Origin of the sequence: Serratia sp. JKS296, from assembly GCF_900215445.1 — a bacterium.
GTDB lineage: Bacteria > Pseudomonadota > Gammaproteobacteria > Enterobacterales > Enterobacteriaceae > Serratia > Serratia marcescens.
In genome coordinates this window covers 2,947,663-2,973,666 of record NZ_OCMX01000001.1, presented here as the reverse complement: position 1 = coordinate 2,973,666, position 26,004 = coordinate 2,947,663, and the positions used below count along the sequence as shown (strand labels likewise).

The 26,004-nt window shown below is 59.9% G+C and carries 31 protein-coding genes and 1 pseudogene; 20 read left to right on the top strand and 12 right to left on the bottom strand.

Annotated features, from left to right (window positions below):
- The first annotated feature begins 65 nt into the window (after positions 1 to 65).
- A complete protein-coding gene (tolA, locus tag CRO23_RS14190) occupies positions 66 to 521 on the top strand; it encodes a cell envelope integrity protein TolA (RefSeq protein ID WP_255253510.1) in 456 nt (151 codons plus the stop codon).
- Positions 522 to 669: 148 nt separating this feature from the next.
- A complete protein-coding gene (locus tag CRO23_RS14185; protein WP_097102299.1) occupies positions 670 to 1,572 on the top strand; it encodes an HNH endonuclease in 903 nt (300 codons plus the stop codon).
- A gap of 30 nt (positions 1,573 to 1,602) precedes the next feature.
- Here CRO23_RS14185 and CRO23_RS14180 read toward each other — a convergent pair whose 3' ends face one another.
- Positions 1,603 to 1,893 (bottom strand): hypothetical protein, encoded by a 291-nt coding sequence (locus CRO23_RS14180; RefSeq protein ID WP_016928059.1) that lies wholly within the window; start codon positions 1,891 to 1,893, stop codon positions 1,603 to 1,605.
- Between the two features lie 145 nt (positions 1,894 to 2,038).
- Between CRO23_RS14180 and CRO23_RS14175 the strand changes: the two genes are divergently transcribed.
- A complete protein-coding gene (locus CRO23_RS14175) occupies positions 2,039 to 2,458 on the top strand; it encodes a GNAT family N-acetyltransferase (RefSeq protein WP_016928058.1) in 420 nt (139 codons plus the stop codon).
- Here the strand turns inward: CRO23_RS14175 and CRO23_RS14170 are convergent.
- Positions 2,455 to 2,667 (bottom strand): hypothetical protein, encoded by a 213-nt coding sequence (locus CRO23_RS14170; protein ID WP_004941224.1) that lies wholly within the window; start codon positions 2,665 to 2,667, stop codon positions 2,455 to 2,457. The genes CRO23_RS14175 and CRO23_RS14170 overlap by 4 nt on opposite strands.
- A gap of 94 nt (positions 2,668 to 2,761) precedes the next feature.
- Positions 2,762 to 3,877, bottom strand: a complete 1,116-nt coding sequence (locus CRO23_RS14165) for an AI-2E family transporter (protein WP_079449333.1) — start codon at positions 3,875 to 3,877, stop codon at positions 2,762 to 2,764.
- A 294-nt stretch (positions 3,878 to 4,171) separates the two neighbouring features.
- Between CRO23_RS14165 and CRO23_RS25100 the strand changes: the two genes are divergently transcribed.
- Positions 4,172 to 4,309: a hypothetical protein gene (locus CRO23_RS25100; RefSeq protein WP_170913118.1), complete on the top strand. Its 138-nt coding sequence runs from the start codon at positions 4,172 to 4,174 to the stop codon at positions 4,307 to 4,309.
- Between the two features lie 85 nt (positions 4,310 to 4,394).
- Here CRO23_RS25100 and CRO23_RS14160 read toward each other — a convergent pair whose 3' ends face one another.
- The gene (locus tag CRO23_RS14160; protein WP_033633277.1) at positions 4,395 to 4,604 is read right to left on the bottom strand and encodes a tautomerase family protein; all 210 of its coding nucleotides are present in this window, start codon (positions 4,602 to 4,604) and stop codon (positions 4,395 to 4,397) included.
- A gap of 33 nt (positions 4,605 to 4,637) precedes the next feature.
- Between CRO23_RS14160 and CRO23_RS14155 the strand changes: the two genes are divergently transcribed.
- Positions 4,638 to 5,051 carry a LysR substrate-binding domain-containing protein gene (locus CRO23_RS14155; protein ID WP_255253509.1) on the top strand — a complete coding sequence of 138 codons (414 nt, stop codon included), beginning with the start codon at positions 4,638 to 4,640 and terminating at the stop codon, positions 5,049 to 5,051.
- On the opposite strand, the gene CRO23_RS14150 is transcribed toward CRO23_RS14155, so the two are convergent.
- On the bottom strand, positions 5,026 to 6,234 hold the full coding sequence (locus tag CRO23_RS14150) for an MFS transporter (RefSeq protein ID WP_097102297.1): 1,209 nt from the start codon (positions 6,232 to 6,234) through the stop codon (positions 5,026 to 5,028). The two genes, CRO23_RS14155 and CRO23_RS14150, sit on opposite strands and share 26 nt — an antisense overlap.
- Positions 6,235 to 6,462: 228 nt before the next feature.
- On the opposite strand from CRO23_RS14150, the gene CRO23_RS14145 reads away from it, so the two are divergent.
- The 5 genes from CRO23_RS14145 to CRO23_RS14125 all read left to right on the top strand — a co-directional run bounded on the left by CRO23_RS14145 (position 6,463) and on the right by CRO23_RS14125 (position 10,837).
- Positions 6,463 to 6,921, top strand: a complete 459-nt coding sequence (locus CRO23_RS14145) for a hypothetical protein (protein WP_097102295.1) — start codon at positions 6,463 to 6,465, stop codon at positions 6,919 to 6,921.
- Between the two features lie 98 nt (positions 6,922 to 7,019).
- Complete coding sequence (locus CRO23_RS14140; protein WP_004941246.1) at positions 7,020 to 7,436, top strand: DUF2000 domain-containing protein; 417 nt, start codon at positions 7,020 to 7,022, stop codon at positions 7,434 to 7,436.
- 72 nt (positions 7,437 to 7,508) lie between these two features.
- Positions 7,509 to 8,540 carry a LacI family DNA-binding transcriptional regulator gene (locus CRO23_RS14135; RefSeq protein WP_097102293.1) on the top strand — a complete coding sequence of 344 codons (1,032 nt, stop codon included), beginning with the start codon at positions 7,509 to 7,511 and terminating at the stop codon, positions 8,538 to 8,540.
- A 186-nt stretch (positions 8,541 to 8,726) separates the two neighbouring features.
- A complete protein-coding gene (locus CRO23_RS14130) occupies positions 8,727 to 9,650 on the top strand; it encodes a TIM barrel protein (RefSeq protein WP_097102291.1) in 924 nt (307 codons plus the stop codon).
- A gap of 14 nt (positions 9,651 to 9,664) precedes the next feature.
- The gene (locus CRO23_RS14125; RefSeq protein WP_097102289.1) at positions 9,665 to 10,837 is read left to right on the top strand and encodes a Gfo/Idh/MocA family protein; all 1,173 of its coding nucleotides are present in this window, start codon (positions 9,665 to 9,667) and stop codon (positions 10,835 to 10,837) included.
- A 13-nt stretch (positions 10,838 to 10,850) separates the two neighbouring features.
- On the opposite strand, the gene CRO23_RS14120 is transcribed toward CRO23_RS14125, so the two are convergent.
- A complete protein-coding gene (locus CRO23_RS14120) occupies positions 10,851 to 11,201 on the bottom strand; it encodes a GFA family protein (protein WP_016928050.1) in 351 nt (116 codons plus the stop codon).
- A gap of 141 nt (positions 11,202 to 11,342) precedes the next feature.
- Between CRO23_RS14120 and CRO23_RS14115 the strand changes: the two genes are divergently transcribed.
- The 3 genes from CRO23_RS14115 to CRO23_RS14105 all read left to right on the top strand — a co-directional run bounded on the left by CRO23_RS14115 (position 11,343) and on the right by CRO23_RS14105 (position 13,498).
- Complete coding sequence (locus CRO23_RS14115; protein WP_004941260.1) at positions 11,343 to 11,552, top strand: hypothetical protein; 210 nt, start codon at positions 11,343 to 11,345, stop codon at positions 11,550 to 11,552.
- A gap of 153 nt (positions 11,553 to 11,705) precedes the next feature.
- Complete coding sequence (locus CRO23_RS14110; protein WP_097103106.1) at positions 11,706 to 12,779, top strand: SMP-30/gluconolactonase/LRE family protein; 1,074 nt, start codon at positions 11,706 to 11,708, stop codon at positions 12,777 to 12,779.
- 74 nt (positions 12,780 to 12,853) lie between these two features.
- Positions 12,854 to 13,498 carry a Qnr family pentapeptide repeat protein gene (locus tag CRO23_RS14105; RefSeq protein WP_015377630.1) on the top strand — a complete coding sequence of 215 codons (645 nt, stop codon included), beginning with the start codon at positions 12,854 to 12,856 and terminating at the stop codon, positions 13,496 to 13,498.
- Positions 13,499 to 13,506: 8 nt separating this feature from the next.
- Here CRO23_RS14105 and CRO23_RS14100 read toward each other — a convergent pair whose 3' ends face one another.
- Positions 13,507 to 13,908, bottom strand: a complete 402-nt coding sequence (locus tag CRO23_RS14100; protein WP_033641431.1) for a hypothetical protein — start codon at positions 13,906 to 13,908, stop codon at positions 13,507 to 13,509.
- A gap of 558 nt (positions 13,909 to 14,466) precedes the next feature.
- On the opposite strand from CRO23_RS14100, the gene cspE reads away from it, so the two are divergent.
- Complete coding sequence (gene cspE, locus CRO23_RS14095) at positions 14,467 to 14,679, top strand: transcription antiterminator/RNA stability regulator CspE (protein ID WP_016928047.1); 213 nt, start codon at positions 14,467 to 14,469, stop codon at positions 14,677 to 14,679.
- 114 nt (positions 14,680 to 14,793) lie between these two features.
- Positions 14,794 to 14,869, top strand: a pseudogene (locus CRO23_RS14090).
- A gap of 215 nt (positions 14,870 to 15,084) precedes the next feature.
- On the opposite strand, the gene CRO23_RS14085 reads toward CRO23_RS14090, so the two are convergent.
- Entirely contained in the window at positions 15,085 to 15,762 is a 678-nt protein-coding gene (locus tag CRO23_RS14085) for an isochorismatase family protein (protein WP_016928046.1), read from the bottom strand.
- Between the two features lie 253 nt (positions 15,763 to 16,015).
- Here CRO23_RS14085 and CRO23_RS14080 point away from each other — a divergent pair, with 253 nt between their 5' ends.
- Entirely contained in the window at positions 16,016 to 16,444 is a 429-nt protein-coding gene (locus tag CRO23_RS14080; RefSeq protein WP_033633267.1) for a universal stress protein, read from the top strand.
- Positions 16,445 to 16,759: 315 nt separating this feature from the next.
- Complete coding sequence (locus tag CRO23_RS14075) at positions 16,760 to 17,515, top strand: SDR family NAD(P)-dependent oxidoreductase (RefSeq protein WP_016928044.1); 756 nt, start codon at positions 16,760 to 16,762, stop codon at positions 17,513 to 17,515.
- Positions 17,516 to 17,559: 44 nt separating this feature from the next.
- Here CRO23_RS14075 and CRO23_RS14070 read toward each other — a convergent pair whose 3' ends face one another.
- The 4 genes from CRO23_RS14070 to puuD are packed head-to-tail and all read right to left on the bottom strand — an operon-like array spanning position 17,560 to position 21,679.
- Complete coding sequence (locus tag CRO23_RS14070) at positions 17,560 to 18,840, bottom strand: NAD(P)/FAD-dependent oxidoreductase (RefSeq protein WP_016928043.1); 1,281 nt, start codon at positions 18,838 to 18,840, stop codon at positions 17,560 to 17,562.
- Between the two features lie 11 nt (positions 18,841 to 18,851).
- Positions 18,852 to 20,348 carry an aldehyde dehydrogenase PuuC gene (puuC, locus tag CRO23_RS14065; protein ID WP_060445309.1) on the bottom strand — a complete coding sequence of 499 codons (1,497 nt, stop codon included), beginning with the start codon at positions 20,346 to 20,348 and terminating at the stop codon, positions 18,852 to 18,854.
- Positions 20,349 to 20,363: 15 nt separating this feature from the next.
- Positions 20,364 to 20,921, bottom strand: coding sequence for an HTH-type transcriptional regulator PuuR (gene puuR / locus CRO23_RS14060; RefSeq protein WP_016928041.1), 558 nt, complete (start codon positions 20,919 to 20,921; stop codon positions 20,364 to 20,366).
- Entirely contained in the window at positions 20,918 to 21,679 is a 762-nt protein-coding gene (gene puuD, locus CRO23_RS14055; RefSeq protein ID WP_025302552.1) for a gamma-glutamyl-gamma-aminobutyrate hydrolase, read from the bottom strand. The genes puuR and puuD overlap by 4 nt, the downstream gene beginning before the upstream one ends.
- Positions 21,680 to 21,898: 219 nt before the next feature.
- On the opposite strand from puuD, the gene CRO23_RS14050 reads away from it, so the two are divergent.
- From CRO23_RS14050 to yddG, 3 genes are all read left to right on the top strand, one after another.
- Complete coding sequence (locus tag CRO23_RS14050; protein ID WP_015377637.1) at positions 21,899 to 23,317, top strand: glutamine synthetase family protein; 1,419 nt, start codon at positions 21,899 to 21,901, stop codon at positions 23,315 to 23,317.
- Positions 23,318 to 23,625: 308 nt separating this feature from the next.
- A complete protein-coding gene (locus CRO23_RS14040; RefSeq protein ID WP_016928039.1) occupies positions 23,626 to 24,996 on the top strand; it encodes an APC family permease in 1,371 nt (456 codons plus the stop codon).
- A 91-nt stretch (positions 24,997 to 25,087) separates the two neighbouring features.
- Entirely contained in the window at positions 25,088 to 25,981 is an 894-nt protein-coding gene (yddG, locus tag CRO23_RS14035) for an aromatic amino acid DMT transporter YddG (protein WP_016928038.1), read from the top strand.
- Positions 25,982 to 26,004: the final 23 nt, after the last annotated feature.

The following is a 26,004-nucleotide window of genomic DNA, read 5'->3' as shown; positions in this document are numbered from 1 at the left end:
GTTAATGCTGGTTGGCTTATTTTTTTTAATTAAATTATATTTTTGTACGTGCTGAATTGTACAGGATGGATATAAATATGAAAATAACGCATTCAGGCTATAAAACCGGCGTTGCCACAGTATTGGCGGCGATGACCGCGCTGGCATTAACGGGGTGTGCCAAGAGCACGGCCCCCAGCCAAACCGATCCGGTAAATAAAGAGGTTGACGATCTTTTCACCAACCTTGGCGACCCAAAGACGCCGGCACCGGGAAAAGAGAAAGAACACTATATCGCCCAGTTGCAGGCCGCGATTCAAAGCCATTTGAAAGATGCCGAAGCCTACTCAGGCAAGCGTTGCACATTGAGCATCAAGCTGGCGCCGGACGGTATGCTGATCAGCATTCGGGCTGAGCAAGGGGAACCGGAACTTTGCCAGGCCGCGATCAAGGCAATCACCAATGCGCGTCTGCCTAAGCCGCCAACGGCCGCGGTTTACGAAGCGGTCAAAAGCAGCGCGTTGGAATTTCGCCCGCAGTGAATAAACAGCGCTGTTTCCGTGCAACGCTATCCCGGTCAAGGCCGGGATTTTTTATTGCCGTCACCCTGCGTTAATTGGTGAGAATCACTAAAGCCCTTGATGAAGGGTGACGATAACCCTTAAAAATCCTGATTATAAAAGAGTGGCCATGCGTTTTTTCTGGGTCAACATTGGTGGCAGCGTCGCGGAAGTTTTTAAGGGCGAATTCCTGTGGGCGCCGCAATATGGAATAAATAAGACTGGGAACATGTTTAAACCTGCCGGGTGGGAAACGGTCAAAAAAGTCAAAGAGGGTGACCTGATTTTTTGCCACAAGGGTAGGAAGATCATCGGCGTGGCGACAGCGGTACGCGATGCTTACTCTGCACCGCGGCCTGAGCATCGGGTCGCGGGACCGCCGCATATTGCGGGTACCCAAGTCGATTTGGAACTGACGCGTCTTGAACTACCTATTGATGTTTCCCTTTTTAATCAAGCGTTCACACGCATGCACAACCAGGCTTGCCTTCCGCGCGTTTTTAATAAGAAAGGCGGATGCACCGAAAACTATATGTGCGAGATCCCCGCGCCGGCAGCCGCGTTGATCGCCGGTTTTCTCTCGGAAAATCTCTCTATCAACTTCCATGCGGATACCGTCGAAATCACCAGAGAGGTCGGTGGTGAGCAAGAAAGGGTGATTCAGGCGCGGATTGGGCATGGTCCCTATCGCGATAAAATGTTTAAGCGGTGGGGAAACCGGTGCGCCGTCACGGGGATTGCGGAGCCGTCCATTCTCATTGCCTCTCACATCGTTGCCTGGTCGATTGCGACCCCAGAAGAAAAAGTGGATCCGCACAATGGTTTGCCGTTAATCCCCAATCTGGACAAGCTGTTCGATCGAGGCATGATCAGTTTTGCCGATGGCGGACGTTTGCTGTATTCACGGACGATGAGCGGTTTGCTATGTGAGCTGAGGATCCCGTTGGACGCCAATATTAGCGGGTTGTCTGAAAAGAACAGAGCATACCTGCAACGGCATCGAGTGAAGTGGGGGTTTGAAACTGTGCCCTGATGCAGGTTTGCCAAATCAGAGCCGGGGCTCTTACCGATACATCATCGCGCTCACGCGTTCGCTCCGATCTTTAAAACCGTTGCTGCGCATCGTGACCACATAGTAGCGATAGTGATGTTTCTGTGCGTATTCGCGCACCAGATCTTCGGCGAACAGGCCGCTGAAGGTGACGGTGGTGACGAACGTCAGCCCTTTCACTTCGTAGGTGCTGATCTCCTGCGGGGCGCCGATATACGGCGGCGGGAACACGGTCTTGTGGAACTGGCAGCCCGCCAGCAGCAGGGTAAACAGCAGGGCGGCGGAGATTTGCGGTATTCTCATCGGGAAAAGCTTTCCTTCCTTGGCGTGTGTTTTAGTAACTCTATAATAGGATTACAAAATTCGGCGAGGATGTAAAAGTTATCCCGCTTCGGTTGCCGTTTCGTTGAAGCGGTGTCGCCGTATCCATCAGCATGAGGATTAAAACATGTTTGTTCGCCAGGCCACTGACAGCGATGTCGCAGCCCTGATCGCCCTCGACAGCGTCGCCGAACACGAACCGCAGCGCGCGGCGCAGATCCGGGCCTGGTGCGGGCAGGGGGAGTGCTATCTTGCCAAGGAACAGGACGTGGTGATGGGCTATGGCGTACTGCACTATCACTTCTTCGGCTGCGGCTTTATCGAGATGCTGATGGTCGGAGAGCGCTATCGCCGCCGGGGCGTCGGGCAGGCGTTGATTACGGCATTGAAGTCCCATTGCCGAAACCCGAAGCTGTTCACTTCCACCAATCGTTCCAACCTGCCGATGCAGCGGCTGCTGCTGAACGCCGGATTTGTCGCCAGCGGCCAGATTGACAATCTCGATGACGGCGATCCGGAGCAGGTCTTTTTTATCCCGCTGCGCTAATACAACCGGACATCGACCGCCTGCTGTTGCAGCCAGGTGCTGACGTAGCCATAAGCGGCATAGAAGGCCAGCAGCGCGAAGATCAGCACCGAAAGCGAGGCCAAAAATTTGACGTCGCCGTGCTTCGAAAGCTGGTAAGCGCAAGAGATAAAGGCCAGCAGGCACAGCAGGGTGAAGGCGATGGCCAGCGTGGCGTAGAAAATAAGCATAACGAAACCCGTTCTTCCTTGTGAGCCTGGCAAGGATACCACAGACAAAAAAAAGGGGCCCAAACGGGCCCCTGCGTGATTCGCTGCGGGAGGTTTACTCCAGCGCGTCGGGATGGTTTTTGCCTTCCTCGATAAACTCTTCGTCGATCTCTTCGATGTTCTCCTCGCTGTCGCGGCCGGACAGGATGTTCCAGCAGGCGATGAACAGCGCGGCGATCAAGGGGCCGATGACGAAGCCGTTGATGCCGTAAATCTCCATGCCGCCCAGGGTGGAGATCAGGATCAGGTAGTCCGGCATTTTGGTGTCTTTGCCCACCAGCAGCGGGCGCAGGATGTTGTCCACCAGGCCGATCACCACCACGAAGAACACCACCAGGAAGATGCCTTTCCACAGCATGCCGGTGGCGAAGAAGTAGATCACCGCCGGCACCCAGATGATGGCGGAGCCCACGGCCGGGATGATCGACAGGAACGCCATCAGCGCGCCCCACAGCAGGCTGCCGTCGATGCCGGTAAAGTAAAACGCCAGCCCGCCGAGCGCGCCTTGCACCACGGCGACCACCACCGTGCCCTTGACGGTGGCGCGGGAAACGGCGGCGAACTTCACGAACAGGTGGTGTTTCACGTGCTGGGAGAGCGGCAGCGCTTCGAGCGCCAGGTTCACCAGATAGGGGCCGTCTTTCAGCAGGAAGAACAGCAGGTAGAGCATCACGCCGAAACCGACGACGAAGTTGAAGGTGCCCTTGCCGATCAGGAACACGCTGCCCGCCAGATATTGCCCGCCCTTGAGCGCCACCTCGGAAAGCTGCTTTTGGATCTCGGCGGCGCTGTTGAGGTTATGCTCCGCCAGGAAGCGCTGCGCCCAGCCGGGCAGGTGGCGCATAAAGTCCGCCAGCATGGTCGGCAATTGGCTGTTGTTGGTCTGCAGCTTGGTGTAGATCACGTTGAATTCCATCGCCAGCGACGAGGCGATGATCGCCAACGGCGTGAACACGATCAGGCAGATCAGCGCCACCGTTAGCAGCGACACCACGCCGTTGCGTTCGCCGACGTACTGCTTCAACTTCTTTTTCACCGGATGGAAAATCACCGCCAGAATAACCGCCCACAGCACCGAGGAGTAATAAGGCCCCAGCACGTCGAGAAAGGCGGCGGTAACGATGAACAGGATCAGAATAAAGAATCCCTTGGAAATGCCTTTAGACATCATAGTCGTCCCTCAAAAGATGAATTTTCAGCATAGATGAACTGAATGAAAACAACACTATCATTACCTTTGCTTATCCGGTAGGGGATTTTTAGTGGCGTATTCCATAGGGTTATTAAGGGCAAGGCGGGCGCCGCATGGTGAACAGGCGGCGGCGAGAGAAAAGAAAGAGGGCTAAATAATTAAATAAATTTATCGATTGTGTTTCATTTTGTGAGCCGCACTTGCCGCCTGCGCCAGGCTTTCCTAGTTTTTAGGAGGGCGGCCGTTCGCCCGATATCACGAAGGAGTATGCAAATGACTGAACACAAAAGACTTGCCGTTATCGAAAAGGTGCTGCTGATCGCTTTCGCCGGCGTGCTGGTTTATCTTGCCACGACCGGCGCCTTGTCACTATCGGGCCTTGATCACCACTGGCCTTATCCTTCGCGCTAAGCGTGCTTGGTCTCATCATGCAGGCCCGATAACGATAATGAGCGGCTGTACCCTACGACACGAGACTCACAGCATCAATCATCCGTTATTCGCCTCGTTCTTTGGCGCGCAGGGCGGTGACGCTCTCTCCGCCGACGCCCCAGTTGTCGGTGGCCACCTCGTCAATCACCACGAAAGTGGTGTGGCGTGGCTTATTCAGCACCCGCTCCAGCAGCGTGGTGGCTCCCTCGATCAGCATGCGCTTTTGCGCGGCGCTGACCCCTTCGTCGGTCACTTTAATGTTGACGTATGGCATGGCGTTTTCCCCCGGTTTCACCAGACCCCGGCGGTGGCGCTGCCGTCAACCGCGAGCGCCGCGCCGGTAACGAAATGGGCGTCGGTCAGATACAGCACCGCATCGGCGGATCTGGCCCGGCACGATTGCATTCAGTATGCGTTGCCCAGCACCGGCAGAAAAACCGCCTGGACGTTTAAGATTCAGGGCGAAAATAGCAAAGTGGACACTGCCGGACGCTGGCTTTGCCAGGAAGATTACCTCGCTACGCTGACGCTGGTGAAAAGCGGTGCCGGACTGATGCAGGTGTATCGCTTTACCGTCGAACAAGATTTGAGCAACGGGGCGCTGGTCGAGGTTTTGAAAGATTATGCCGGCGCCTCGCGCCCCTTCATCCTGCTTTACCCTTATGCGCGCTTTGTCCCGCTGAAGGTGCGGAAATTCATCGATTTCCTGACGGAAGCGTAGCCGCCAGCGCCAATACGGCTCCTGACACCGCCGCCGCGAGCACCAGCCACGCCGGGGCCGCCCAGCCGGCCGCGGCCACGATGGCGCTCAGCGCGACCGGGCCGATCACCTGGCCGAGGTAGTTTCCCTGCATCACCAGCCCGAGGCTCAGCGGCAGCAGCGTCGGTTCCGGCGTCGCCGCCGGCGTGGCGGCTAGAATGGTGGCGGGCAGCATGCCGGCGATGGCGCAGAACAGGAAGCACAGCGGGATAAGCAGGCCGTTGGGCGTCATCGGCAGGAAAATGCCGACGCCGAAGACCCCGATAAACAGGCTGGTGGCGGCGAGCAGCGTTCTGGCGGGCAGCCCGCGCGACAGCAGCACGCCGGCGGCGAGGTTGCCGATGATGTTGGCCGCCACCGCCGCCGCGCTGATGCCGCCGGCGGCCGCGAGCGACAGGCCGATGCGCTGCATCAGAAAGATCGGCAAAAAGGTCATCACCGAGAAAAACTGCAGGTTGTAAGCGGTGAACATCAGCGCCAGCAACAGCGGCTGGCGCGCCCGCAGCATCGCGCCCAGCGCTTGCCGCAGCGGCGACGGCGGAACGTGCGCCTCGGCGGCGCGGCGGGACGTAGTCAGCGGCAGCAGCAGGGCGGCCAGCAGCGTCAACGCCGCACCGGCCTGCCAACTCTGTTGCCAACCGGCGAGATGGGGGCCGAAAAACAGTGAAATGGCGATGCCCGCTGGCATGAAGGTGCTCCAGATGCCGAACACCAGGTTGCGCTGCGCCGGGGCGACGATGCGGTTCAGCACCGCCGGTGAGGCGACCACCACGATCACGAAGCCGAGGCCTTCGACAAAGCGGCTGACAATCAACCCGCTGAAGTCGTGCAGCGTGGCGCCGGCGAAGCTGGCGGCGCTGATGATCAGCAGCCCGAACGCCAGCAGGCGCCGATCGCCCCAGCGGCGCACCAGCAGTCCGGCGGCGATGCCGCCGAACACCCCGACGAAAGGAAAGGCCGAAATGACCCAGCTTAGCGTCTCCAGTGAACGGCCAAACTCGGCCTGCAGCGCCGGCAACGCGATAGTGGCCTTACCCACGTGCAGCGCCGCCGCGATGCCGGCGAACAGCACGTTGATGACGGCCAGCCAGGGCGTGGCGGCGGGGAGAACGCGGTCGATGGCGTCCGGTTTAATCGCGGTCATAACACTCTCCGGTGGCGGCAACGCCATCACTATGCCTCTGCGCTACAGCAAAGGCCGTTCAAATGCTGCGCTATCACGTGGGGAAACTGTTCATTTCGAGCTTTATTTTGCGCGCCTCGTTGTTTGGTTCGCCAGCGTGCCGCCCGGCGTGGACGCGGGTCCCCCCGCAGCGGTTTACTGTTCCGGCACGCAGCAGGCGTGTTGAATTCATTTTATAAGGAGCAGTGTATGTCAGAGATGATGAACGAGAGTGGGGCGTCGGCCATTGAATGGAGCTATGGCGGCCGGGGTGACGATATCAGCAGCAGCCTGAGCCTCGACACGGTTGAGGAACAGCCGCAGGGTTTCTTGATGACGGTCGATCGGCCGGTGCAGATCTTTAAAGAAGCGCTGTCGCCGATGATGGCCTTTGTCACGCTGCTGCGCCCGCTGTACGCCAAGACGAGCGAAGGCTTCCAGTATGTGCCGGTTTCCAACCCCTGGACCGACGTGCAGCGCCTGCCGGCCAGCGCAGGCTATTTGGGCGTACAGGTCAACGCCGGGCTGTTCTTCCATGGCGCCAAGCCGACGCACTATAAAGACCGCGACGGTCAGATGAAACCGATCGACGGCGGCACGCTTTTGCAGAACATCACCGTGCTGCATCAGGTGGCGCAGCCGCTCGGCCCGGGTGAAGGCGCGGTCTGAGCCGGCAGCGTTAGCACGGGGCCGGACGCGGCCCCTTTTCGCGCCTTGAAACCCTGTGCAGCTTGGGTAAAACTGGTTGCCTATTCAAGGAGAAGAGTATGTACAGCGACAACGAGAAAAAGTTTTATATCATCCTCAACCGCAATCACGAACCGGCCACGCTGTTTAACGCTTCCTGCCATCTGACGGCGGGCATCACCGATCTGATCGAACAGCGTGAGTTTCACCACTATCCGAGCAGTCTCGACGGCGTCAGCGCCAACATGAGCCACTACCCGATCGTCATCCTTCAGGCTAAAAACAGCAGCCAGCTCAGCAACCTGATCCTCAAATGCAAGGAGGAGGGCGTGCTGTCCAACTTCTTCACCACCACCATGCTGTCGCACTCCGCCGAGCAGCAGATCGCCGACACCGCCAATACCCCCTACGAGCAGCTGGATTTCGTGGCGGTGGCGCTCTACGGTGACACCGAGCAGCTTAAGCCGCTCACCAAGAAGTTCTCCGTCTACCGTTAATCGCGAACGGCGTCACATCAGGGGCGGCAACGGCTATGATATTTTTCCATCAAATCGTTGATGGAGATGAACATGAGCGGCAAGAAAACCACCATGGCGGCCATCGCCAGAGAGGCGCGGGTCGGCATCGCCACCGTCGATCGGGTGATCAACCAACGCGCGTCGGTGCGGCCCGCCACCCAGCGCCGGGTGATTGAGGCGGCGAAAAAGTTGGGGTTCGCGTTGGAGAAGTCCCACTGCCTGTCGGCGGTGCTGGGCAGGCCGGAGCGCCGCCTGAAAATGGGGTTTATCCTGCTGCGGCGCGAACACTCTTTCTATGCGCAACTGGCTGATGAACTGATGGCGCAAGCGGCGCCGTATCATGAGCCGGGTCAGCCGCCGCAGTTCATCTTCCACTCTCTCAATGCCATCGGCGACACCGCCGCCGCCATTAGCCAATTGAGCCGCCAGGTGGAAGCGATCGGCGTGCTGGCGCTGGATCATCCCCTGATCCACTATGCCGTAGAAGAAGTCGCCCAGGCGGGCATCAACGTTTTCGCGCTGCTATCGGATTTATCGGTGCCCAGCCGCGCCGGCTACATCGGTCTGGATAATCAAAAAGCGGGCCGCACCGCCGGCTGGGCGGTGGATCGTCTGTGCCGGCGTCAGGGCGACGTCGGCGTGATCATCGGCGACAACCGTTTTACTTGCCAGGAAGCCTGCGAGATCGGTTTTCGCTCCTACCTGCGTGAGCAGATGAGCGGCCAGCGTGTGCTGGAACCGGTGCGCAGCCTCGAGGACGCGGAAACGGCGCGCCGGGTCACGCGTGAACTGCTGGCGAACCACCCGGAACTGGCGGCGCTTTACGCGCCGAGCGGCGGTGTGGAGGGCATTATTCAGGCGTTGCGAGAGAGCGGCCGGCAGCGCGACATCACGCTGGTGTGCCACGGCCCGGTGCAGGGCGGTGAAATGGCGCTGCTCGACGGCACGGTGGATCTGCTGCTGTGCCACCGCATTCCCGAATTGGCCGCCACGATCGTCGAGACGTTACTCGCCGCCGATGAACAACCGGGATTACGCCACATCATTAATCGCTTCGATGTGATCACCAAAGAAAACCTCTGACGGCCGCTGAGTGGTGTTCGCCGAGGTCAGGGCGCAGCCAGGTGCTGCCTGAATTTGATTAAAAAATATCAAATAATTTATCAAAAATAGCGCGATCTCTATCAAAAAATAAAATTTTCATTATTGATGATTTTGGAATTTTTGTTTGATACTGCCGGCATTCCCCGCAAAAAAGGAGCCGTCGCCATGACTTTGCCTATCGCCAATGCGCCCTGCAGTTGGGGCGTGGATGATCCGAACAACCCCCATTTGCCGCCCTATGCCACGGTTCTGCAAGAAGCGTCGGCGGCCGGCTACCGCAGCATCGAGCTGGGGCCGTGGGGCTATCTGCCGACGCAGAGCGAGGCGCTGTGTGCCGCGCTGGAGCAGCATCGCCTGTCGCTGGTGGCCGGCACGATTTTTGACGATCTGGTCAGCGAGGCGAACATTGAGCGCCTGCTGGCCCTGACTCATCGGATATGCCGCAACCTCTCGCGGGCGCCCAGGGCGGAGCCGACCGAGGGCGATCGCGCCGCGCCGCCGTTCTTGGTGATTATCGATTTCGGCAATCCGCAACGCGCCAGGTTCGCCGGGCGTTCAGATTTAGCGCCGCGTTTGTCGCAGGGGGAGTGGCAGAGGATGGTCGGGCACATTACGCGCATCAGCGAACTGGCCTGGCGGGAATACGGTGTGCGGCCGGTGGTGCATCCGCACGCCGGCGGCTGCATCGAGTTCGCCGACGAAATCGACCGGTTGGCGGCGGACATTCCGCATCACACCGCCGGATTGTGCCTGGATACCGGCCATCTGTATTACGCCGGGCTGGACCCGGCTGCCTGGCTGCGCAAGCACTTTGATCGTCTTGATTACCTGCACTTCAAAGACGTCGATCCGCAGGTGTTCCGCGAGGTGCTGGCGCGCGGCGTCGATTTTTTCACCGCCTGCGCCGAGGGCGTCATGTGCCCGTTGGGCAGCGGGGCGATCGATTATCCGCAGCTGCGTGCGCTGTTGGCCGAGCGCGGATATCGGGGCTGGATCACTATCGAGCAGGAGCGCGATCCGCGCAATGTGCAGGGCAGCCTGCAGGACGTCGCCGCCAGCTTGCGCTACTTGCGCGGCCTCGGCTTTTAATCAGGAGAAACACGATGATCAACGGCAGCAAACCTTTGGCGAGATCGTTGCGCTGGGGCATGGTCGGCGGCGGTGGCACCAGCCAGATCGGTTACATCCACCGTTCGGCGGCCTTGCGCGACGGCGCGTTTACTCTGTTGGCCGGCGCGTTCGACATTGACGCCGAACGCGGGCGTGATTTTGGCCGGAGTCTGGGCGTGGCGGCGGAGCGCTGTTATGCGGATTATGCCGAGATGTTCCGCGCCGAAGCCGCGCGGGCGGACGGCATCGAAGCGGTCTCGATCGCCACGCCGAACAACACCCATTACGCCATTTGCCGGGCGGCGCTGGAGGCGGGATTGCACGTGGTATGCGAGAAGCCGCTGTGTTTCAGCGTCGAAGAGGCGCAGGCGCTGGCGGCGCTGTGCGAGCGGCAGCGCAAAGTCATCGGCGTGACCTACGGCTATGCCGGGCACCAGATGATTTTGCAGGCCCGGCAGATGATTGCCGATGGCCGGCTGGGGGAAATTCGGCTGGTGAATATGCAGTTCGCCCACGGCTTTCACGCCGCGCCGGTGGAGCAGGATAATCCCAGCACTCGCTGGCGGGTCGATCCGCGCTTTGTCGGCCCCAGCTATGTGCTGGGCGATCTGGCAACCCACACGCTGTTCCTGGCGGAAACCATGGCGCCGCAGTTGAAGATCCGGCGGCTGATCTGCAGCCGGCAAAGCTTTGTGCCGTCGCGCGCGCCGTTGGAGGACAATGCCTATGTGCTGATGGAGTATCACAACGGCGCCGTCGGCTCCGTGTGGGCTTCGGCGGTCAACTGCGGTTCGATGCACGGCCAAAAGGTGCGCATTGTCGGTGAAAAGGCCAGCCTGGAGTGGTGGGATGAACAACCCAATCAGCTGCGCTTCGAAGTGCAGGGCGAGCCGGTGCGGATCCTGGAGCGCGGCATGCCGTATCTCGCCGCGTCGGCGCTGGCGGACGATCGCATCGGCGGCGGCCATGCGGAGGGGCTGTTTGAAGCCTGGTCGAATCTCTACCGCCGCTTCGCGCTGGCGATGGACGCCACCGATCGGCGCGACGCAGCCTTCCTGGCCGACTTCTGGTACCCGGACGTGCAGGCCGGCGCGCTGGGCGTGAAGTGGGTGGCGCGCTGCGTGCAATCCGCCGAAACCGACGCCGGCTGGGTCACCTTCGACTGAGCGAGCGATTCGCTCAGACGCTGGCCCCGTCGTAGCTGTGGATCTGTAACGCATCCAGCGCGACGTCCGGCACGCAACGCAGGTTAACGGCGCACATCGCGGCGCCGTCTGGCGCGGTGCCGTAGGCGAAGGGCTGGGCTCCGCAGACTCGGCAGAACTGATGGCGGATCCTGTGGTGATTGAAAGTGTAGGTGCTGAGCTGGTCTTGACCGCTGTTGAGCGTGAAAGCGCTGATGGGGAAGAACGACAGCAGCAGCCCTTTGCGGCGGCAAATCGAACAGTTGCAGCTGAGGGCTTCGGTCGGCAGTTCGGCGTCCACGGTAAAGGTGACGGCGCCGCAGTGGCAGCTTCCCTGGAATGACATGGCGATGATCCTGTAACAGGGGAGAGTGTTTGCCCAGTATAGTGCAATTTATCGTCACTCGGCCGCGCCCGGCCTGGTTTCCTTAGTAAATGCACGGTTTTCTGGTAGGTTAGAGGTTAACGTCATCAAAAGGAGATCGCGATGTTAGAACATTACTATCCGGCCAATATGGGCGCCGAACCGGTCACGGACGAACAGCACAAACGGCTGGTGGCGGTGCAGGCGGCGCTGGAACTGATCAAGGCCACGCTGTCGGATACCAACGACGGCAACGGCGTGGACTTCCAGCTGAAGGCGGCGGAAAAGCACATCGGCCCGATGGCCGACGCCATTCAGGAAGCCCTGAAGTAACGGTTCGCCGTCACGTCAACCGCCCGTCTCGGGCGGTTTTTTTTTGCGCTGATTACTGCGATTTTTTTAGTGGCGCATTGCCTTTTTCCCGGCTGGTGCCGTGAGCGGCGCGATCTTACTCTAGCGATCCGAGTCCTCATCAGGGTCATGCTCATGTTCCGCTTCAGCTTCTTTTCTTTCTTATTGCCGCGCCGCCGACGCGTCACCCAGTTGGCCGGCGCAGCGCTGTTGTTCAGCGGCGTTATGCAGGCGCAGGCCACGCAACGCATCGAGTTTTCGCCGGACCCCGCCGGCGCCTACCCTGAGGGCATCGCCTGGAATGCACGCGCCGGTGCGTTCCTGATTTCCTCTCTGCGCAGCGGGCAGCTTGGCTTGGTCTACCCGGATGGCCGCTATCGGCGGTTTTCCACCGGCAAGGGGCTTATCACCACCTCCGGCATGCTGGTGGACGCCGAGCGCAACCGGGTGCTGGTGTGCAACGAAGACGTGGGCGTGTCCCGCAACTCTGCCGCTGGCACGCGCAATCGCGTGGCGCAGGTGCTGGAGTTCAATCTCGATACCGGCGCGCTGCAGCAGACGTACGATCTTTCATCGCTAAGCCATGGGTCGACGCTGCCCAACGATCTGACGCTCGACGCGCAGGGCAATATTTACGTGACCGACAGCTTCCAGCCGCAGATTTACAAGATCGACCGGACAACGCGCCAGGCGTCGATTTTGGTGCGCTCAGCGCGCTTGATGCCGGCCGACGCACCCGCCGCTGCGCAGGGCACGCGGCCTTATCTCAATGGCGTGGTGTATCACCCGGATGGCTACCTGATTGCCGCGGACTACACCCGCGGGCTGCTGTGGAAGGTGACGTTGGAGAACGCGCCGGCGGTCAGTGAAATCAGGCTGCCGCAGCGGCTGAAAGGGCCGGACGGGCTGCGGCTCAAAAATGCCCATGAATTGGTGATCGTACAGTCTTTTCCGGATGAAAAGGGGAGCATGTCCGGCGACGTGTCACTGCTCTCCTCGACCGACGGCTGGGCCAGCGCGCGTATCGCTGCGGTCGCCGCGTCGCCGGGATTGGATGGGCCGACCGGCGCCGCGCTGCGGGATGGCGAGGTGTGGGTCGTCAACTCCCGTTACCCCCGGCTGTTTGCCGACGTCGCTCAGGCGGAAAGTACCAAGACGTTCAGTATCGTCAAGGTGGCGTTCGAACCGGCCGCGGCGGATGGCCGCTGATCGACGGCGATTGCCAACCGCGCCGGAATAGGATTAAATGCGCACTGACTGTATAAATAAACAGGTGTGCTGCGATGAGTCTGATGTTGAAGGGTGAAAAGATTGACCGTAACCGCTTTACCGGCGAGAAGATTGAAAACGGCAGCTTTATGCTGTGCGATTTTTCGGGCGCCGATCTGACCGGTACCGAGTTTATCGGCTGCCAGTTTTACGATCGCGACAGCCGACAGGGCGGCAATTTCAGCCGCGCGATACTGAAAGACGCCAGCTTCAGAAGCTGCGATTTGTCGATGGCCGACTTCCGCCATGCCAGCGCTCTGGGGGTGGAGATCCGCGAATGCCGCGCGCAGGGCGCCGATTTTCGCGGCGCCAGCTTTATGAACATGATCACCAGCCGCACCTGGTTTTGCAGCGCCTATATCACCAAAAGCAACCTGAGCTATGCCAACTTCGCCAAGGTGGTGCTGGAGAAATGCGAGCTGTGGGAAAACCGCTGGCACGGCGCGCAGGTGCTCGGCGCCAGTTTCAGCGGTTCCGATCTGTCCGGCGGCGAATTCTCCGGTTTCGACTGGCGTGCCGCCGATGTCACCCAGTGTGATTTGAGCAACGCGGAACTGGGCGAGTTGGATTTGCGTACCACCGATCTGCAGGGCGTCAAAATGGACAGCCACCAGGCCGCGCAGCTGCTGGAGCGGCTGGGGATCGCAATCATCGGCTAAGGGAATGGCTAACGCGACGGTTGGGCAAATAAGCGATTGGAGGCTTTCTCTGCGTCCACGGGAATACGGCGTTGCATTACCGGGATAGTGAAGCGGGGATCCTGTGAGAGGTGGCGAGCCTGCTCGTTGAGCGGCACGACGGCGATCGCCAGATTGTCGTTGGCCTGCATGACGCCTTCCTGTTCGAACAGGGCGAACACCGGCGTGTCGCGCGCGTTACCCAATGAGCAAGCCGAAATCCAATAGTGCCCGTCTTGGGCAAATTTACACTGCGCCGTTTGCGGGCTAATTGCGCTGATTTGTTTGGCAATCAAGGCATTCGCGTTTTCCACATAGCTTGGTGGTGCCGGCTGGCAGCCTGCCAAACTGAGCGTCAGTGCAGCTAGCGTCAGTGTTCTTTTGCCCATCATAGCCATCCTTGAGGTCATTTCCTGTAAAGTAAAATAATTATCCTAACAACGATAATGCACCAGTGTCGAGAACAGATTGATTTATTAAGCTTTTGTTTCTCTTTCATGACGATTAAGCGGTTTTCTTCAGTGTTATAGCAGGGAGTGGTTTCGCGTGAAGGGAAGAGCAGAACGCGGAATCGGCGGCTGTTTGCGCGTTCATGATCGGCCCCGGCGCGGCGAGTCCAATCGTTCGTTATTTTTCACCCCGAACGCCGCGCAGATAACCCTGAGCTGGCGGCAGATGCAGGCGGTCCTTTGCGGTAATAAATTTATGAGCCATATGAATATAATTTAAAATATATCTTGCTTAAATAATTTAGCTGTGTGTAAATAGCGTCATCGGTTTGTAGTTCAGACCTTATGAAAGCAGTTTTAGTAAAGCAGTTCTCAGTATTAGCGATATCCCTCAGATACCTCTTCTTCCGCGAATTCTCTTCTCTAGTGCCCCATAAGTTTCCAATAAAAACAGACCTCTATCGCCCTATGGCGTCGCAAAAATATAAAGGAAATATCTCTATGACCAATAAAATGACGGGTTTGGTAAAATGGTTTGATGCAGGTAAAGGCTTTGGCTTTATCACCCCGGCAGACGGTGGCAAAGACGTGTTTGTACACTTCTCCGCTATCCAGAGCAACGATTTCAAAACGCTGGACGAAGGCCAACAGGTTGAGTTCACTATCGAAAATGGCATGAAGGGGCCTTCTGCCGGCAACGTGGTCGCGTTATAATTTTCGGCCGAGGTGCAATTTCTTACGACAGCGATGATGGTTTAAGCCGGAGCAGTTAAGCAATGAAATCCTCAGCCTGAATAAACTCCGGGTTTGCCCGGAGTCTTTCTCGATACGTCATTAGCTCAGCAGGAAGAGCGGCAGCGAAATTATTCGTTGGCGGACTGGGGTTCGATTCCTCGATGACGTCCAATAATTAATGATTATTGGCAACAGAAAAACAGATTGCCGCAGAATTAATAACGCCGCGTTTCAGTCTATTTTTCTGTTGTGAAAAAGTCGCGCTTAGGCTGCGTAATGTTGGAGTGTGGGATGGACGCTTACGCCATAACATGACAGCCGGGAAAGTCACCGGCACACGATTAATAGCCCCGGCCTTGGCCGGGGTTTTTTATGCCCGCGATCTTAACGCTGCGAGTCCAGCAGTTCGTTGTTTTTCACCACGTCCTGCGCCTTGAGGTAGCTCTCGATCAGCAACTGATAGGCTGGGAAGATTTTGGTGTAAACCTCGGCCCATTGCTGAGCGTCGGCGCGGTTCCAGCTGCCCTGCAGCTCCGAGGCCACTCCGGCGGTGTCGATCGGCACCACGCCGGCCTGCACCACGCGCGCCAGGGTGATTTCCTGCGCCATTTTTGAGTAGGTGCCGGAGGCGTCGATCACCGCGAAAACTTTATAGCCTTCGGCCACTGCGCTGATGGACGGGAAGGCCATGCAGACGCTGGTGATGGTGCCGGCGATGATCAGGGTCTTTCGGCCGGTGGCCTTGACCGCCGCCACAAAGTCCGGGTTGTCCCAGGCGTTGATTTCCCCTTTACGGGCGACGTATTGCGCGTGCGGCGCATTCTGGTGAATTTCCGGGATCAGCGGGCCGTTGGGGCCCTGCGGTACCGAGGCGGTGGTGATCACCGGCAGTTTGCTTAGGGTGGCGATGCTGGCCAGGGCGGCGGCGCGGGCGCGCAGTTCGGTCATCGGCATATCGGCGACGGTCTGGAACAGGCCGCTCTGGTGGTCAATCAAGAGCATGACTGCGTCATTAGCATCAATAACAGGACGCTGGCCGTTGAAGTTGGCTGGAGTGCTCATGGTGTTTTCCTTTTCTCGTCGTGAGGTCAGTAGGTATCTTCTTTGATTGATAAGGCTGAAACTCAGCACTTGCATACAGTGTAGAGCCGAGAGAGAAATCCGGTAGAGCCTGAAGTCGGGATGCATCGTTCCATAAATGGAACGACACTGCAGCAGGCGAGGAGGCCGGCGCTGGGCTAAACTTAAGGTGCATGAGAAACATGCGGCAAGGAGCGCCATCCTGTTTACGGATCTGACGAGGAGGGCCGCCATCATGGCTTATCGGCATATCGTTGTCGCCACGGATCTCAGCGAAGACGCCGAGTTCCTGCTGGGCAAGGGCGCCAGACTGGCCGCCGCGCTCAATGCCAAACTTTCCCTGATCTATATCGACATTCATCGCGCCGGTTATTACGTCGATCTGGGCGTGGGAGATTACAACTACACCGATCGCACATTTTCGGAGCGGGTGAAGAATATGCTCAATGCGATCAAAGGGCAGTCGTCCTATCCGGTCGAAGAGGTGATCGTCAGCCGCGGCGCGTTGACGGAAGAGCTGAACCGGGTGGCGAAGGAAAAAGGGTTCGACCTGGTGATCTTCGGCCACCACCACGATGTCTGGAGCCGGCTGGTTTCTTCGGCGCGCCAGGCGATCAACGAACTGAACGTCGATCTGCTGGTTGTCCCCATCGAGAAAAAATAGTCGCGGCCGCCTGCGGGCGGCTGCCGTTTTCCATTCGTATCGCTTTTCTCTGGGTGAAGATAACCGCATACCTGCAATAATCCCGCTTGCTGACAATCCGCCCGAAAAATAGTGACTGACCGCAATTTTATTTTCTCCATCAATATGTTGGCCAAAATCCGATAAAGGTTAATCCAGCGCATTGAAATCACTGCCATACCTCATTTGGGTTAATAAACCGCACGTTTTGACTGGCTCTCCGCGGAGGGGCGCCTTATCCTCGGGGTAATGAGATTTGTATGACTTATATAAATACGTTCACATGGAGGAGGTCTCATGCGTTTTGACAATAAAGTCGTGGTTATCACCGGTGCAGGCAATGGCATGGGGGAAGCGGCGGCGCGGCGTTTCTCAGCCGAGGGCGCGATCGTGGTGCTGGCCGACTGGGCCAAGGAAGCGGTAGACAAGGTCGCCGCTTCGCTGCCGAAGGGCCGAGCGATGGCGGTGCATATCGATGTGTCCGATCACGTCGCGGTTGAAAAAATGATGAACGAGGTGGCGGAAAAACTGGGCCGCATCGACGTCTTGCTGAACAATGCCGGCGTGCATGTGGCGGGCAGCGTGCTGGAAACCAGCATCGACGACTGGCGTCGCATCGCCGGGGTTGATATTGACGGCGTGGTGTTCTGCTCCAAATTCGCCTTGCCGCACCTGCTGAAGACCAAGGGCTGCATCGTCAATACCGCGTCGGTGTCCGGCCTGGGCGGCGACTGGGGCGCGGCCTATTACTGCGCGGCGAAAGGCGCGGTGGTCAACCTGACGCGCGCCATGGCGCTCGATCACGGCGGTGACGGCGTGCGCATCAACTCGGTCTGCCCGAGCCTGGTCAAAACCAACATGACCAACGGCTGGCCGCAGGAGATCCGCGACAAGTTCAATGAGCGCATCGCGCTGGGGCGTGCGGCAGAGCCGGAAGAGGTGGCGGCGGTGATGGCGTTCCTGGCCAGCGACGACGCCAGCTTTATCAATGGCGCCAACATTCCGGTCGATGGCGGGGCGACCGCCTCGGACGGCCAACCGAAGATCGTCTAAGCGTTAACGCACAGGCCCGGCCAGGATGACCGGGCCTGTTGTTTTTAGACGCCGATGCGGTCGCGCAGCGTGTAGTAGGCCGCGCCGATGGCGGTGAACGGGATCTGCAGATTGCGTCCGCCGAAGAACGGCAGGTGCGGCAGTTTGGCGAAGGCGTCGAAGCGTTCGGCGTCGCCGCGCATCAGCTCGGCGATCAGCTTGCCCGCCAGATGGGTGCAGGTCACGCCGTGGCCGCTGTAGCCCTGCATGTAGTACACGTTATTCTCCAGCCGGCCGAACTGCGGCATGCGCGACAGCGTCAGCAGGAAGTTGCCGGTCCAGCGATAGTCGATACGCACCCCTTTCAGCTGCGGGAAGGTCTTCAGCAGCTTCGGCCGGATCAGGTTATCGATATCGTCCGGATCGCGCGCGCCGTACACCACGCCGCCGCCGTACAGCAGGCGATGATCGGCGGTGATGCGGTAGTAATCCAGCAGGTAGTTGCAGTCCTCCACGCAGTAGTTCTGCGGGATCAGCGCCTGCGCGATCTCCGGCGCCAGCGGTTCAGTGGTCACCACCTGAGTGCCGCACGGCATGCTGCGCTTGGCCAGCCGCGGCTCCAGCTTATCGCCCAGATAGGCGTTGCCGGCGACGATGACGAAACGCGCCTTCACCTGGCCGTTGGCGGTGCTGATGAGCGCCGGTTCGCCGTGGCGGATGTTCGTCACCGCCGATTGCTCGAAGATGCGCCCGCCCTGCAGGCGGATCGCCTCGGCTTCGCCCAGCGCCAGATTGAGCGGATGGATGTGGCCGCCGCTGTGATCGAGCAGCGCGCCGACGTAACGATCGCTGGCGATCTCCTGGCGCACCCGGTCTGCGTCGAGCAGCTCAAGCTGGGTATTGCCGTAGCGCTCCCAGTTGCGTTTTTGCTCGATCAGCGCATGGAACTGCTTGTTGTTCAGGGCGGCGAAGATGCCGCCGGGGCGGTAGTCGCAGTCGATGGCGTAGCGGCTGATGCGGCTGCGAATGATCTCCGCGCCTTCGAACATCATGCTGCCGAGCAGGCGGGCGCTTTCCGCGCCGTAACGCTCTTCAATCACATCGATGTCGCGGCTGTAAGAGTTGACCAACTGGCCGCCGTTGCGGCCGCTGGCGCCGAAACCGATGCGCGCCGCTTCCAGCACCACCACGTCGTAACCGGCTTCCACCAGGAACAGCGCGGAGGAGAGGCCGGTATAGCCGCCGCCGATCACGCAGACGTCGCATTCGATCGATTCATTCAGTTGCGGATAGGGCTGATGTGCGTTGGCCGTGGCCGCATAGTAGCTTTTTACGTGTTCAGTCATGAGATAAGCCCTTATTCCAGCGAGATCCAGGTGGTTTTCAATTCGGTGAACTTGTCCAGCGCATGCAGCGATTTGTCGCGGCCGTTGCCGCTCTGCTTGTAGCCGCCGAACGGCACGGTCATATCGCCGTCGTTGTAGTTGTTGACGAACACCGTGCCGGCCTTCAGTTGGCGCGCCATGCGGTGCGCGCGCGCCAGATCGCGGGTCCAGACCGCGGCGCCGAGGCCGTAGTCGCTGTCGTTGGCCAGCTGCAGCGCCTGTTGCTCGTCGTCGAAGGCGGTCACCGCCAACACCGGGCCGAAGATTTCATCGCGCGCCACGCTCATGGCATTGTCCACCTGGGTGAGGATGGTCGGCCCCAGATAGCCGGCGTGGTCGCCCTGCGGATGGTCGCGCCCGTCGAGGAACAGCGCGGCGCCCTGGCTCAGCCCCCGATCGATATAGCCGGCCACTTTCTCGCAGTGGCCGCTGTCGATCAGCGTGCCCATCACCGTGTCGGGATCGAGCGGATCGCCGGGCATGAAGGTCGCCGCGTGTTTGCGCAGCGCCTGCAGGAACGCTTGCTCAATGCTCGCTTCGACCAGCAGGCGAGTGCCGGCGATGCATACCTGCCCCTGATTATAGAAGATGCCGGCGGCGGCGCTGCGGGCGGCCTGATCCAGATCCGGGCAGTCGGCGAAGACGATGTTGGCGCTTTTGCCGCCGGCCTCCAGCCAGACGCGCTTCATGTTCGATTCGCCGGCGTAAATCATCAGCTGTTTCGCCACCAGGGTGGAGCCGGTAAAGGTGAGGGCGTCGACGTCGCGGTGCAGCGCCAGCGCCTTGCCGGCGTCGTGGCCATAGCCGGGCACCACGTTCAGCACGCCGTCCGGCAGTCCGGCCTGCTGAGCCAATTTGCCGAGCAGGATGGCGCTCAGCGGCGATTTTTCGGAGGGTTTAAGCACCACGCTGTTGCCGGCGGCCAGCGCCGGGCCGAGTTTCCAGCAGGCCAGCAGCAGCGGGAAGTTCCAGGGCACGATGGCGCCGACCACGCCGATCGGCTCGCGCTCGATCAGCGCCAGCGCCTCGCGACCGGTGGGGGCGATTTCGCCGTACACCTTATCGATCGCTTCGGCGTACCAGCGGATGCAGCGGATGGCGCCCGGCACGTCGTCGCGCAGGCTGTGACGAATGGGTTTGCCGGTGTCCAGCGTTTCCAGCAGCGCCAGCTCTTCATGATGCTGTTCCATCAGATCGGCGAAGCGCAGCAGCGTGGTTTTGCGCTGCGCCGGGGCGGCCTGGGCCCAGTCGCCGCGTTCAAAGGCGGCGCGCGCCGCGCTGACCGCCCGATCGATGTCGGCGGCTTCGCCGCGCGCGACCTGCGCCAGCTCGCGGCGGCCGGCGGGATCTTCCACGGCGAAACGTTTCCCCGCGGCGGCCGGCTGGTAGCGGCCGTCGATAAACAGCTGGTGCTCAATCTTCAGGGCCTGCGCCCGTTGTTGCCAATACTGCAAATGGTGAAAGTTCATGCCTGGCTCCGTTGATCAGAATGTCGTCGGCGTATGGGCGCTGATAATCCGGCAAATGCGCGCCGACGTGTTGCTGAAACTGTGGGGGATGCCGGTATTGATGGCGTAGCTCTGCCCGGCCAGCAGGTGATAGCTCTGGCCGTTGACCTGCAGCACCACTTCGCCCTCCAGCAGCGTGCCGATCTCTTCCCCTTGGTGTTTGATGCGCTCGCCGGTGGTGGTGCCCGGTTCGTAGGTCTCGATCATCATCGCCAGCGTGCGGTTCGGGTCGCCGTTGTGGATCAGCTTCATCGAAACGCCCTGGCTGCCGATTTCGATCAGGTCGTCGCTGTCTATCACGATCTGCGGCTCAGCCGGTTTTTCCGGCTCGGCGAAAAACGCCGACAGCGACAGACCGTACACCGTCAGCAGCTTTTGCAGCGTGCTGATGGCCGGGCTGACCTTGTCTTGCTCGATAGTACTGATGGCGCTGTGGGTTAACCCAGACAGTTCGGCGACCCGGCGCTGCGACAACCCTAATTGTTGACGGATCTGCGACAGACGTTTTCCCGGTGCCAAGCTGACGTCGCTCATGGGCGTTTTTCCTTTTGATAGTTCCGACAGGCGGTGATGAAACCATCAAACAACAGGCGCGACAGGGCGTACTCGTCGCTGTTCCACTCCGGGTGCCACTGCACGCCGAGCGCGAAGGGCTGATCGCGCACGCTGATCGCCTCCACCAGCCCGTCAGCGGCGTGCGCCTCGATGCGAACGCTCGCGCCCAGGGTTTTGGCGCCCTGGCCGTGCAGCGAGTTCACCCAGAATCTGTTGCAATCCGGTATCAGTTGCGAAAGCAGCCCCCCTTCCTGAACGATGACCTCGTGGGCGGGGGCGTATTGCTGTTCCAGCGGCAGGTCGTGATCTTCACGATGCTCCAGCAGCTCGGGCAGTTCATACAGGCGGCGATGCAGGGTGCCTTGAGTGGCGACCACCATTTCCTGCATGCCGCGGCAAATGGCGAAAAGGGGAATGCGCCTGTCGAATGCCTGGCGGATCAGCGCCAGGCTCAACGCGTCTCGGCCAGGATCGGCGTCAGGCTCATCGCCGTTTTCACCATAAAGGTGCGGCTGCACATTACTGGGGCTGCCCGGCAGCAAAATGCCGTCGAGGCGCGGCAGCAGTTCCGCCAGCATTTCCGGCTCCGCCAGCGCGTGCGGCAGGGCGATCGGCAAGCCGCCGGCGGTGATAACGGCATTCAGGTACTTTTCTTGCAAGGTCTGTGTGAGGTGCCCGTTTAACCTATACCTGCACATGACGACGCCAATGACTGGTCTGTTAAATATATTGTCCATGCTATCCCCTTGGTACGTTCGAAATTATGAACGATAAGCTTCTCCACCGCCGATTTCGTTCAATATTCTATAAATCTAGCAGTCGATTGGGCAATATTCAAACCAAAAGTAACACTTGCAAAACAAATTTGTTTCATCTACGTTTCATTTGTGGGCATTATATTGAACAAGACGGTCAATAAACATCGACGACAGCAAAACACAAACGGCGGGTGAACCATGCAGACCAACATCGTAGAAGTGGAAAACTTTGTTCAGCACAGTGAAGAGAGACGAAGTAGCGCGTTCCAGCGCGAAGTGAAGAAGTATTTGGAACGTTATCCGTTAACCCAACATGTCGACGTACTGTTGACCGATCTGAACGGCAGCTTCCGCGGCAAACGCATCCCGGTCGGCGGCCTGAACAAACTGGAGAAGGGTTGTTACTTCCCGGCGTCGGTATTTGCGATGGATATTCTCGGCAACGTGGTGGAAGAGGCCGGGCTGGGGCAGGAGTTGGGCGAGCCGGATCACGTGTGCGTGCCGGTGCCGGGCACGCTGACGCCGTCGGCGGCGGACCCGCAATATATCGCGCAGGTGCTGCTCACCATGCTGGATGAAGATGGCACTCCCTTTGACGTTGAACCGCGCAATGTGCTGAACCGAGTATGGCAGCGTTTGCGTCAGCGCGGGCTTTCCCCCGTGGTAGCGGTAGAGTTGGAGTTCTATCTCATCGATCGTCAACGCGACGCGGAAGGCTATCTGCAGCCGCCGTGCGCGCCGGGAACCCAGGAGCGCAACACCCAAAGCCAGGTGTACTCCGTCGATAACCTGAACCATTTCGCCGATGTGCTGAGCGAAATCGACGAGCTGGCGCGTTTGCAGGGCATTCCGGCGGACGGCGCGGTGGCGGAGGCGTCGCCGGGGCAGTTCGAAGTCAACCTGCACCATACCGATGATGTGCTGCAGGCCTGCGACCATGCGCTGGCGCTGAAACGGCTGGTGCGCATGGTGGCCGAGAACCACAACATGCAGGCCACCTTTATGGCCAAGCCGTATGAAGAGCACGCCGGCAGCGGCATGCACGTGCACATCAGCATGCTGAATGCGCAAGGCGACAATGTGTTCGCCGACGACGACGGCGAGGATTCGGCGCTGCTGAAACAGGCGCTGGCGGGCATGATCGCCCTGATGCCGTCCTCGATGGCGCTGCTGGCGCCGAACGTCAACGCCTATCGCCGTTTCCAGCCCGGCATGTATGTGCCGACCCAGGCTTCCTGGGGGCATAACAACCGCACCGTGGCGCTGCGCATTCCCTGCGGCGATCGCGACAATCACCGCGTGGAGTATCGCGTGGCGGGCGCCGACGCCAACCCTTATCTGGTGATGGCGACCATTCTGGCGGGCATCGTCTACGGCCTGGAAACCGCATTGCCGCTGCCTGAGCCGGTGACCGGCAACGGGCTGGAGCAGGACGGGCTGCCGTTCCCGATCCGCCAGAGCGACGCGCTGTACGAGTTTGAACATCAGCCGGTGCTCAATGCGTTGCTGGGCGAACGCTTCAGCCATGTCTACCTGGCCTGCAAAACCGACGAACTGGTGCAGTTCGAGCGCCTGATCACCGAAACCGAAATCGAGTGGATGCTGAAAAACGCCTGATCCCGCTCACCCAACGACTACCGCGCGCGCCCGGCGCATTTCATCGGCTCTCCTGTAGCCGGTGAGGCTGCGCGCTGCGGTACAGCATTTCTTCTATCACGGCGTACAGGACGCCGACGAGGAAATAACCATGACTCAGCCATTCCCATGCGCAGACGTTTGCCTGTGCCGCAGTGCCTACGGGCCGGTCGCCGGCCGCCCGACAGTGACCTCAACCCGCTTTCCCCGCCGCCTGAGCAGCAGTTTCCCCGCGGCCTCTCTGAATGACGTTGCACGGTTGACAGCAGAGGACCAAAAGGGGAAACGCCATGACGATTAAAACCATCGACGGCGGTCCGGCGGGCAAACCGCAACTGCGCAAATCCCTCAAGCTGTGGCAGGTGGTGATGATGGGCCTGGCCTATCTGACGCCGATGACGGTGTTTGACACCTTCGGCATCGTCTCCGGCCTTACCGACGGCCATGTGCCGACCTCCTATCTGCTGGCGCTGGCCGGCGTGTTGTTCACCGCCATCAGCTACGGCAAACTGGTGCGCCAGTTTCCCACCGCCGGTTCCGCCTACACCTATGCGCAGAAGGCGATTAACCCGCACGTCGGTTTTCTGGTGGGGTGGTCGTCGCTGCTGGATTATCTGTTCCTGCCGATGATCAATACGCTGCTGGCGAAGATTTACCTGACCGCGCTGTTTCCGGAAGTACCGCCCTGGGTGTGGGTGGTGGGCTTCGTGATCCTGATCACCGCCATCAACCTGAAAAGCGTCAATCTGGTGGCCAACTTCAATACCCTGTTCGTGCTGGCGCAGGTGGCGATCATTCTGGTATTTATCTACCTGGTGGTGCGCGGCCTGCACAACGGCGAGGGGATGGGCACGGTGTGGAGCCTGCGGCCGTTCCTCAGCGAGAATGCGCACCTGCTGCCGATCATTACCGGCGCGACCATCCTGTGCTTCTCGTTCCTCGGTTTTGACGCGGTCACCACGCTGTGCGAGGAGACGCCCGACGCCGCCAAGGTGATCCCGCGCGCCATCTTCCTGACTGCGCTGTACGGCGGGGTGATCTTTATCAGCGTGTCGTTCTTTATCCAGCTGTTTTTCCCGACCATTCAACGCTTTCACCAGCCCGACGCCGCGTTGCCGGAGATCGCGCTGTACGTCGGCGGCAAGCTGTTCCAGTCGATCTTCCTGTGCGTGACCTTTATCAATACGCTGGCCTCCGGCCTGGCGTCGCACGCCAGCGTGTCGCGCCTGCTGTACGTGATGGGGCGTGACAACGTGTTCCCGGAGAAATTCTTCGGCTATATCCACCCCAAATGGCGTACGCCGGCGCTGAACGTACTGATGGTCGGGCTGGTGGCGTTGTCGGCGCTGTCATTCGATCTGGTGACCGCCACGGCGCTGATCAACTTCGGCGCGCTGGTGGCCTTTACCTTCGTTAACCTGTCGGTGATCAGCCACTTCTTTATTCGCGAAGGGCGCAACAAAAGCTGGAAGGATCGCTTCAACTTCCTGTTCCTGCCGTTGGTGGGGGCGCTGACGGTGGGGGTGCTGTGGCTGAACCTGGAGAAAAGCTCGCTGACCATGGGGCTTATCTGGGCGACGCTGGGCTTCGGCTATTTGGCCTGGCTGACCCGACGCTTTCGCCAGCCGCCGCCGCAGTTGGAGCGGCAACCGCAGCAATAAATTCACAGGCGGGAGTTTCCCGCCTTTCTTTTTGGTACGTGCGGCAGTAGAGTGAAAAACCTGATAAAAAATAACCTATTGGATCTGCCTTATGCCCGCTTTGCCCTCGCGTACCCGCGCCACGTTGTTCGGTTTATTGGCCATTGTGCTGTGGAGCAGCGTGGTCGGCCTGATTCGCAGCGTCAGCGAAGGGCTGGGGCCGATCGGCGGTGCGGCGATGATCTACAGCGTCAGCGCGGTGTTTTTGCTGGTGGCGCTCGGCGTGCCGAAATGGCGCAGCTTTCCGCGGCCTTATCTCATCGTCGGCAGCCTGCTGTTCGTCAGTTACGAGATCTGTCTGTCGCTGTCGCTCGGCTACGCCAATACCCGCCTGCAGGCGATAGAAGTGGGCATGATCAACTACCTGTGGCCCTGTTTCACCGTGCTGATGGCGCTGGCGATCAACGGCCAAAAGGCGAAATGGTGGCTGCTGCCGGGGCTGCTGCTGTCGCTGTTCGGCATCGGCTGGATCATGAGCGGCGAGGGCGGCTGGTCACCGGCGCAGATGCTGGCCAACGTGCGCAGCAACCCGCTCAGCTACGCGCTGGCCTTCAGCGGCGCGGTGATTTGGGCGCTGTATTGCAACCTGACCAAGAAGATTGCCCGGGGCAGCAACGGCGTGGTGCTGTTTATCGTGCTGACCGCGCTGGCGCTGTGGCTGAAGTACGCCTTCAGCGCGGAAAGCGGCATGCAGTTCAGCGTCGGCGTGACCGTGACGCTGCTGTGCGCCGGGGTGGCGATGGGGGCGGGGTATGCCGCCTGGAACGTCGGCATTCTGCACGGCAACATGACGCTGCTGGCGACCGTCTCCTATTTTACCCCGGTGCTCTCGGCGGTGTTCGCCGCGCTGGTGCTGCACACCTCGCTGACCGCCAGTTTCTGGCAGGGCGTAGCGATGGTCACACTCGGCTCGCTGATCTGTTGGCGGGCAACTCGCGGAAATTAACGGAAATTATCCGCTGTCGTCGC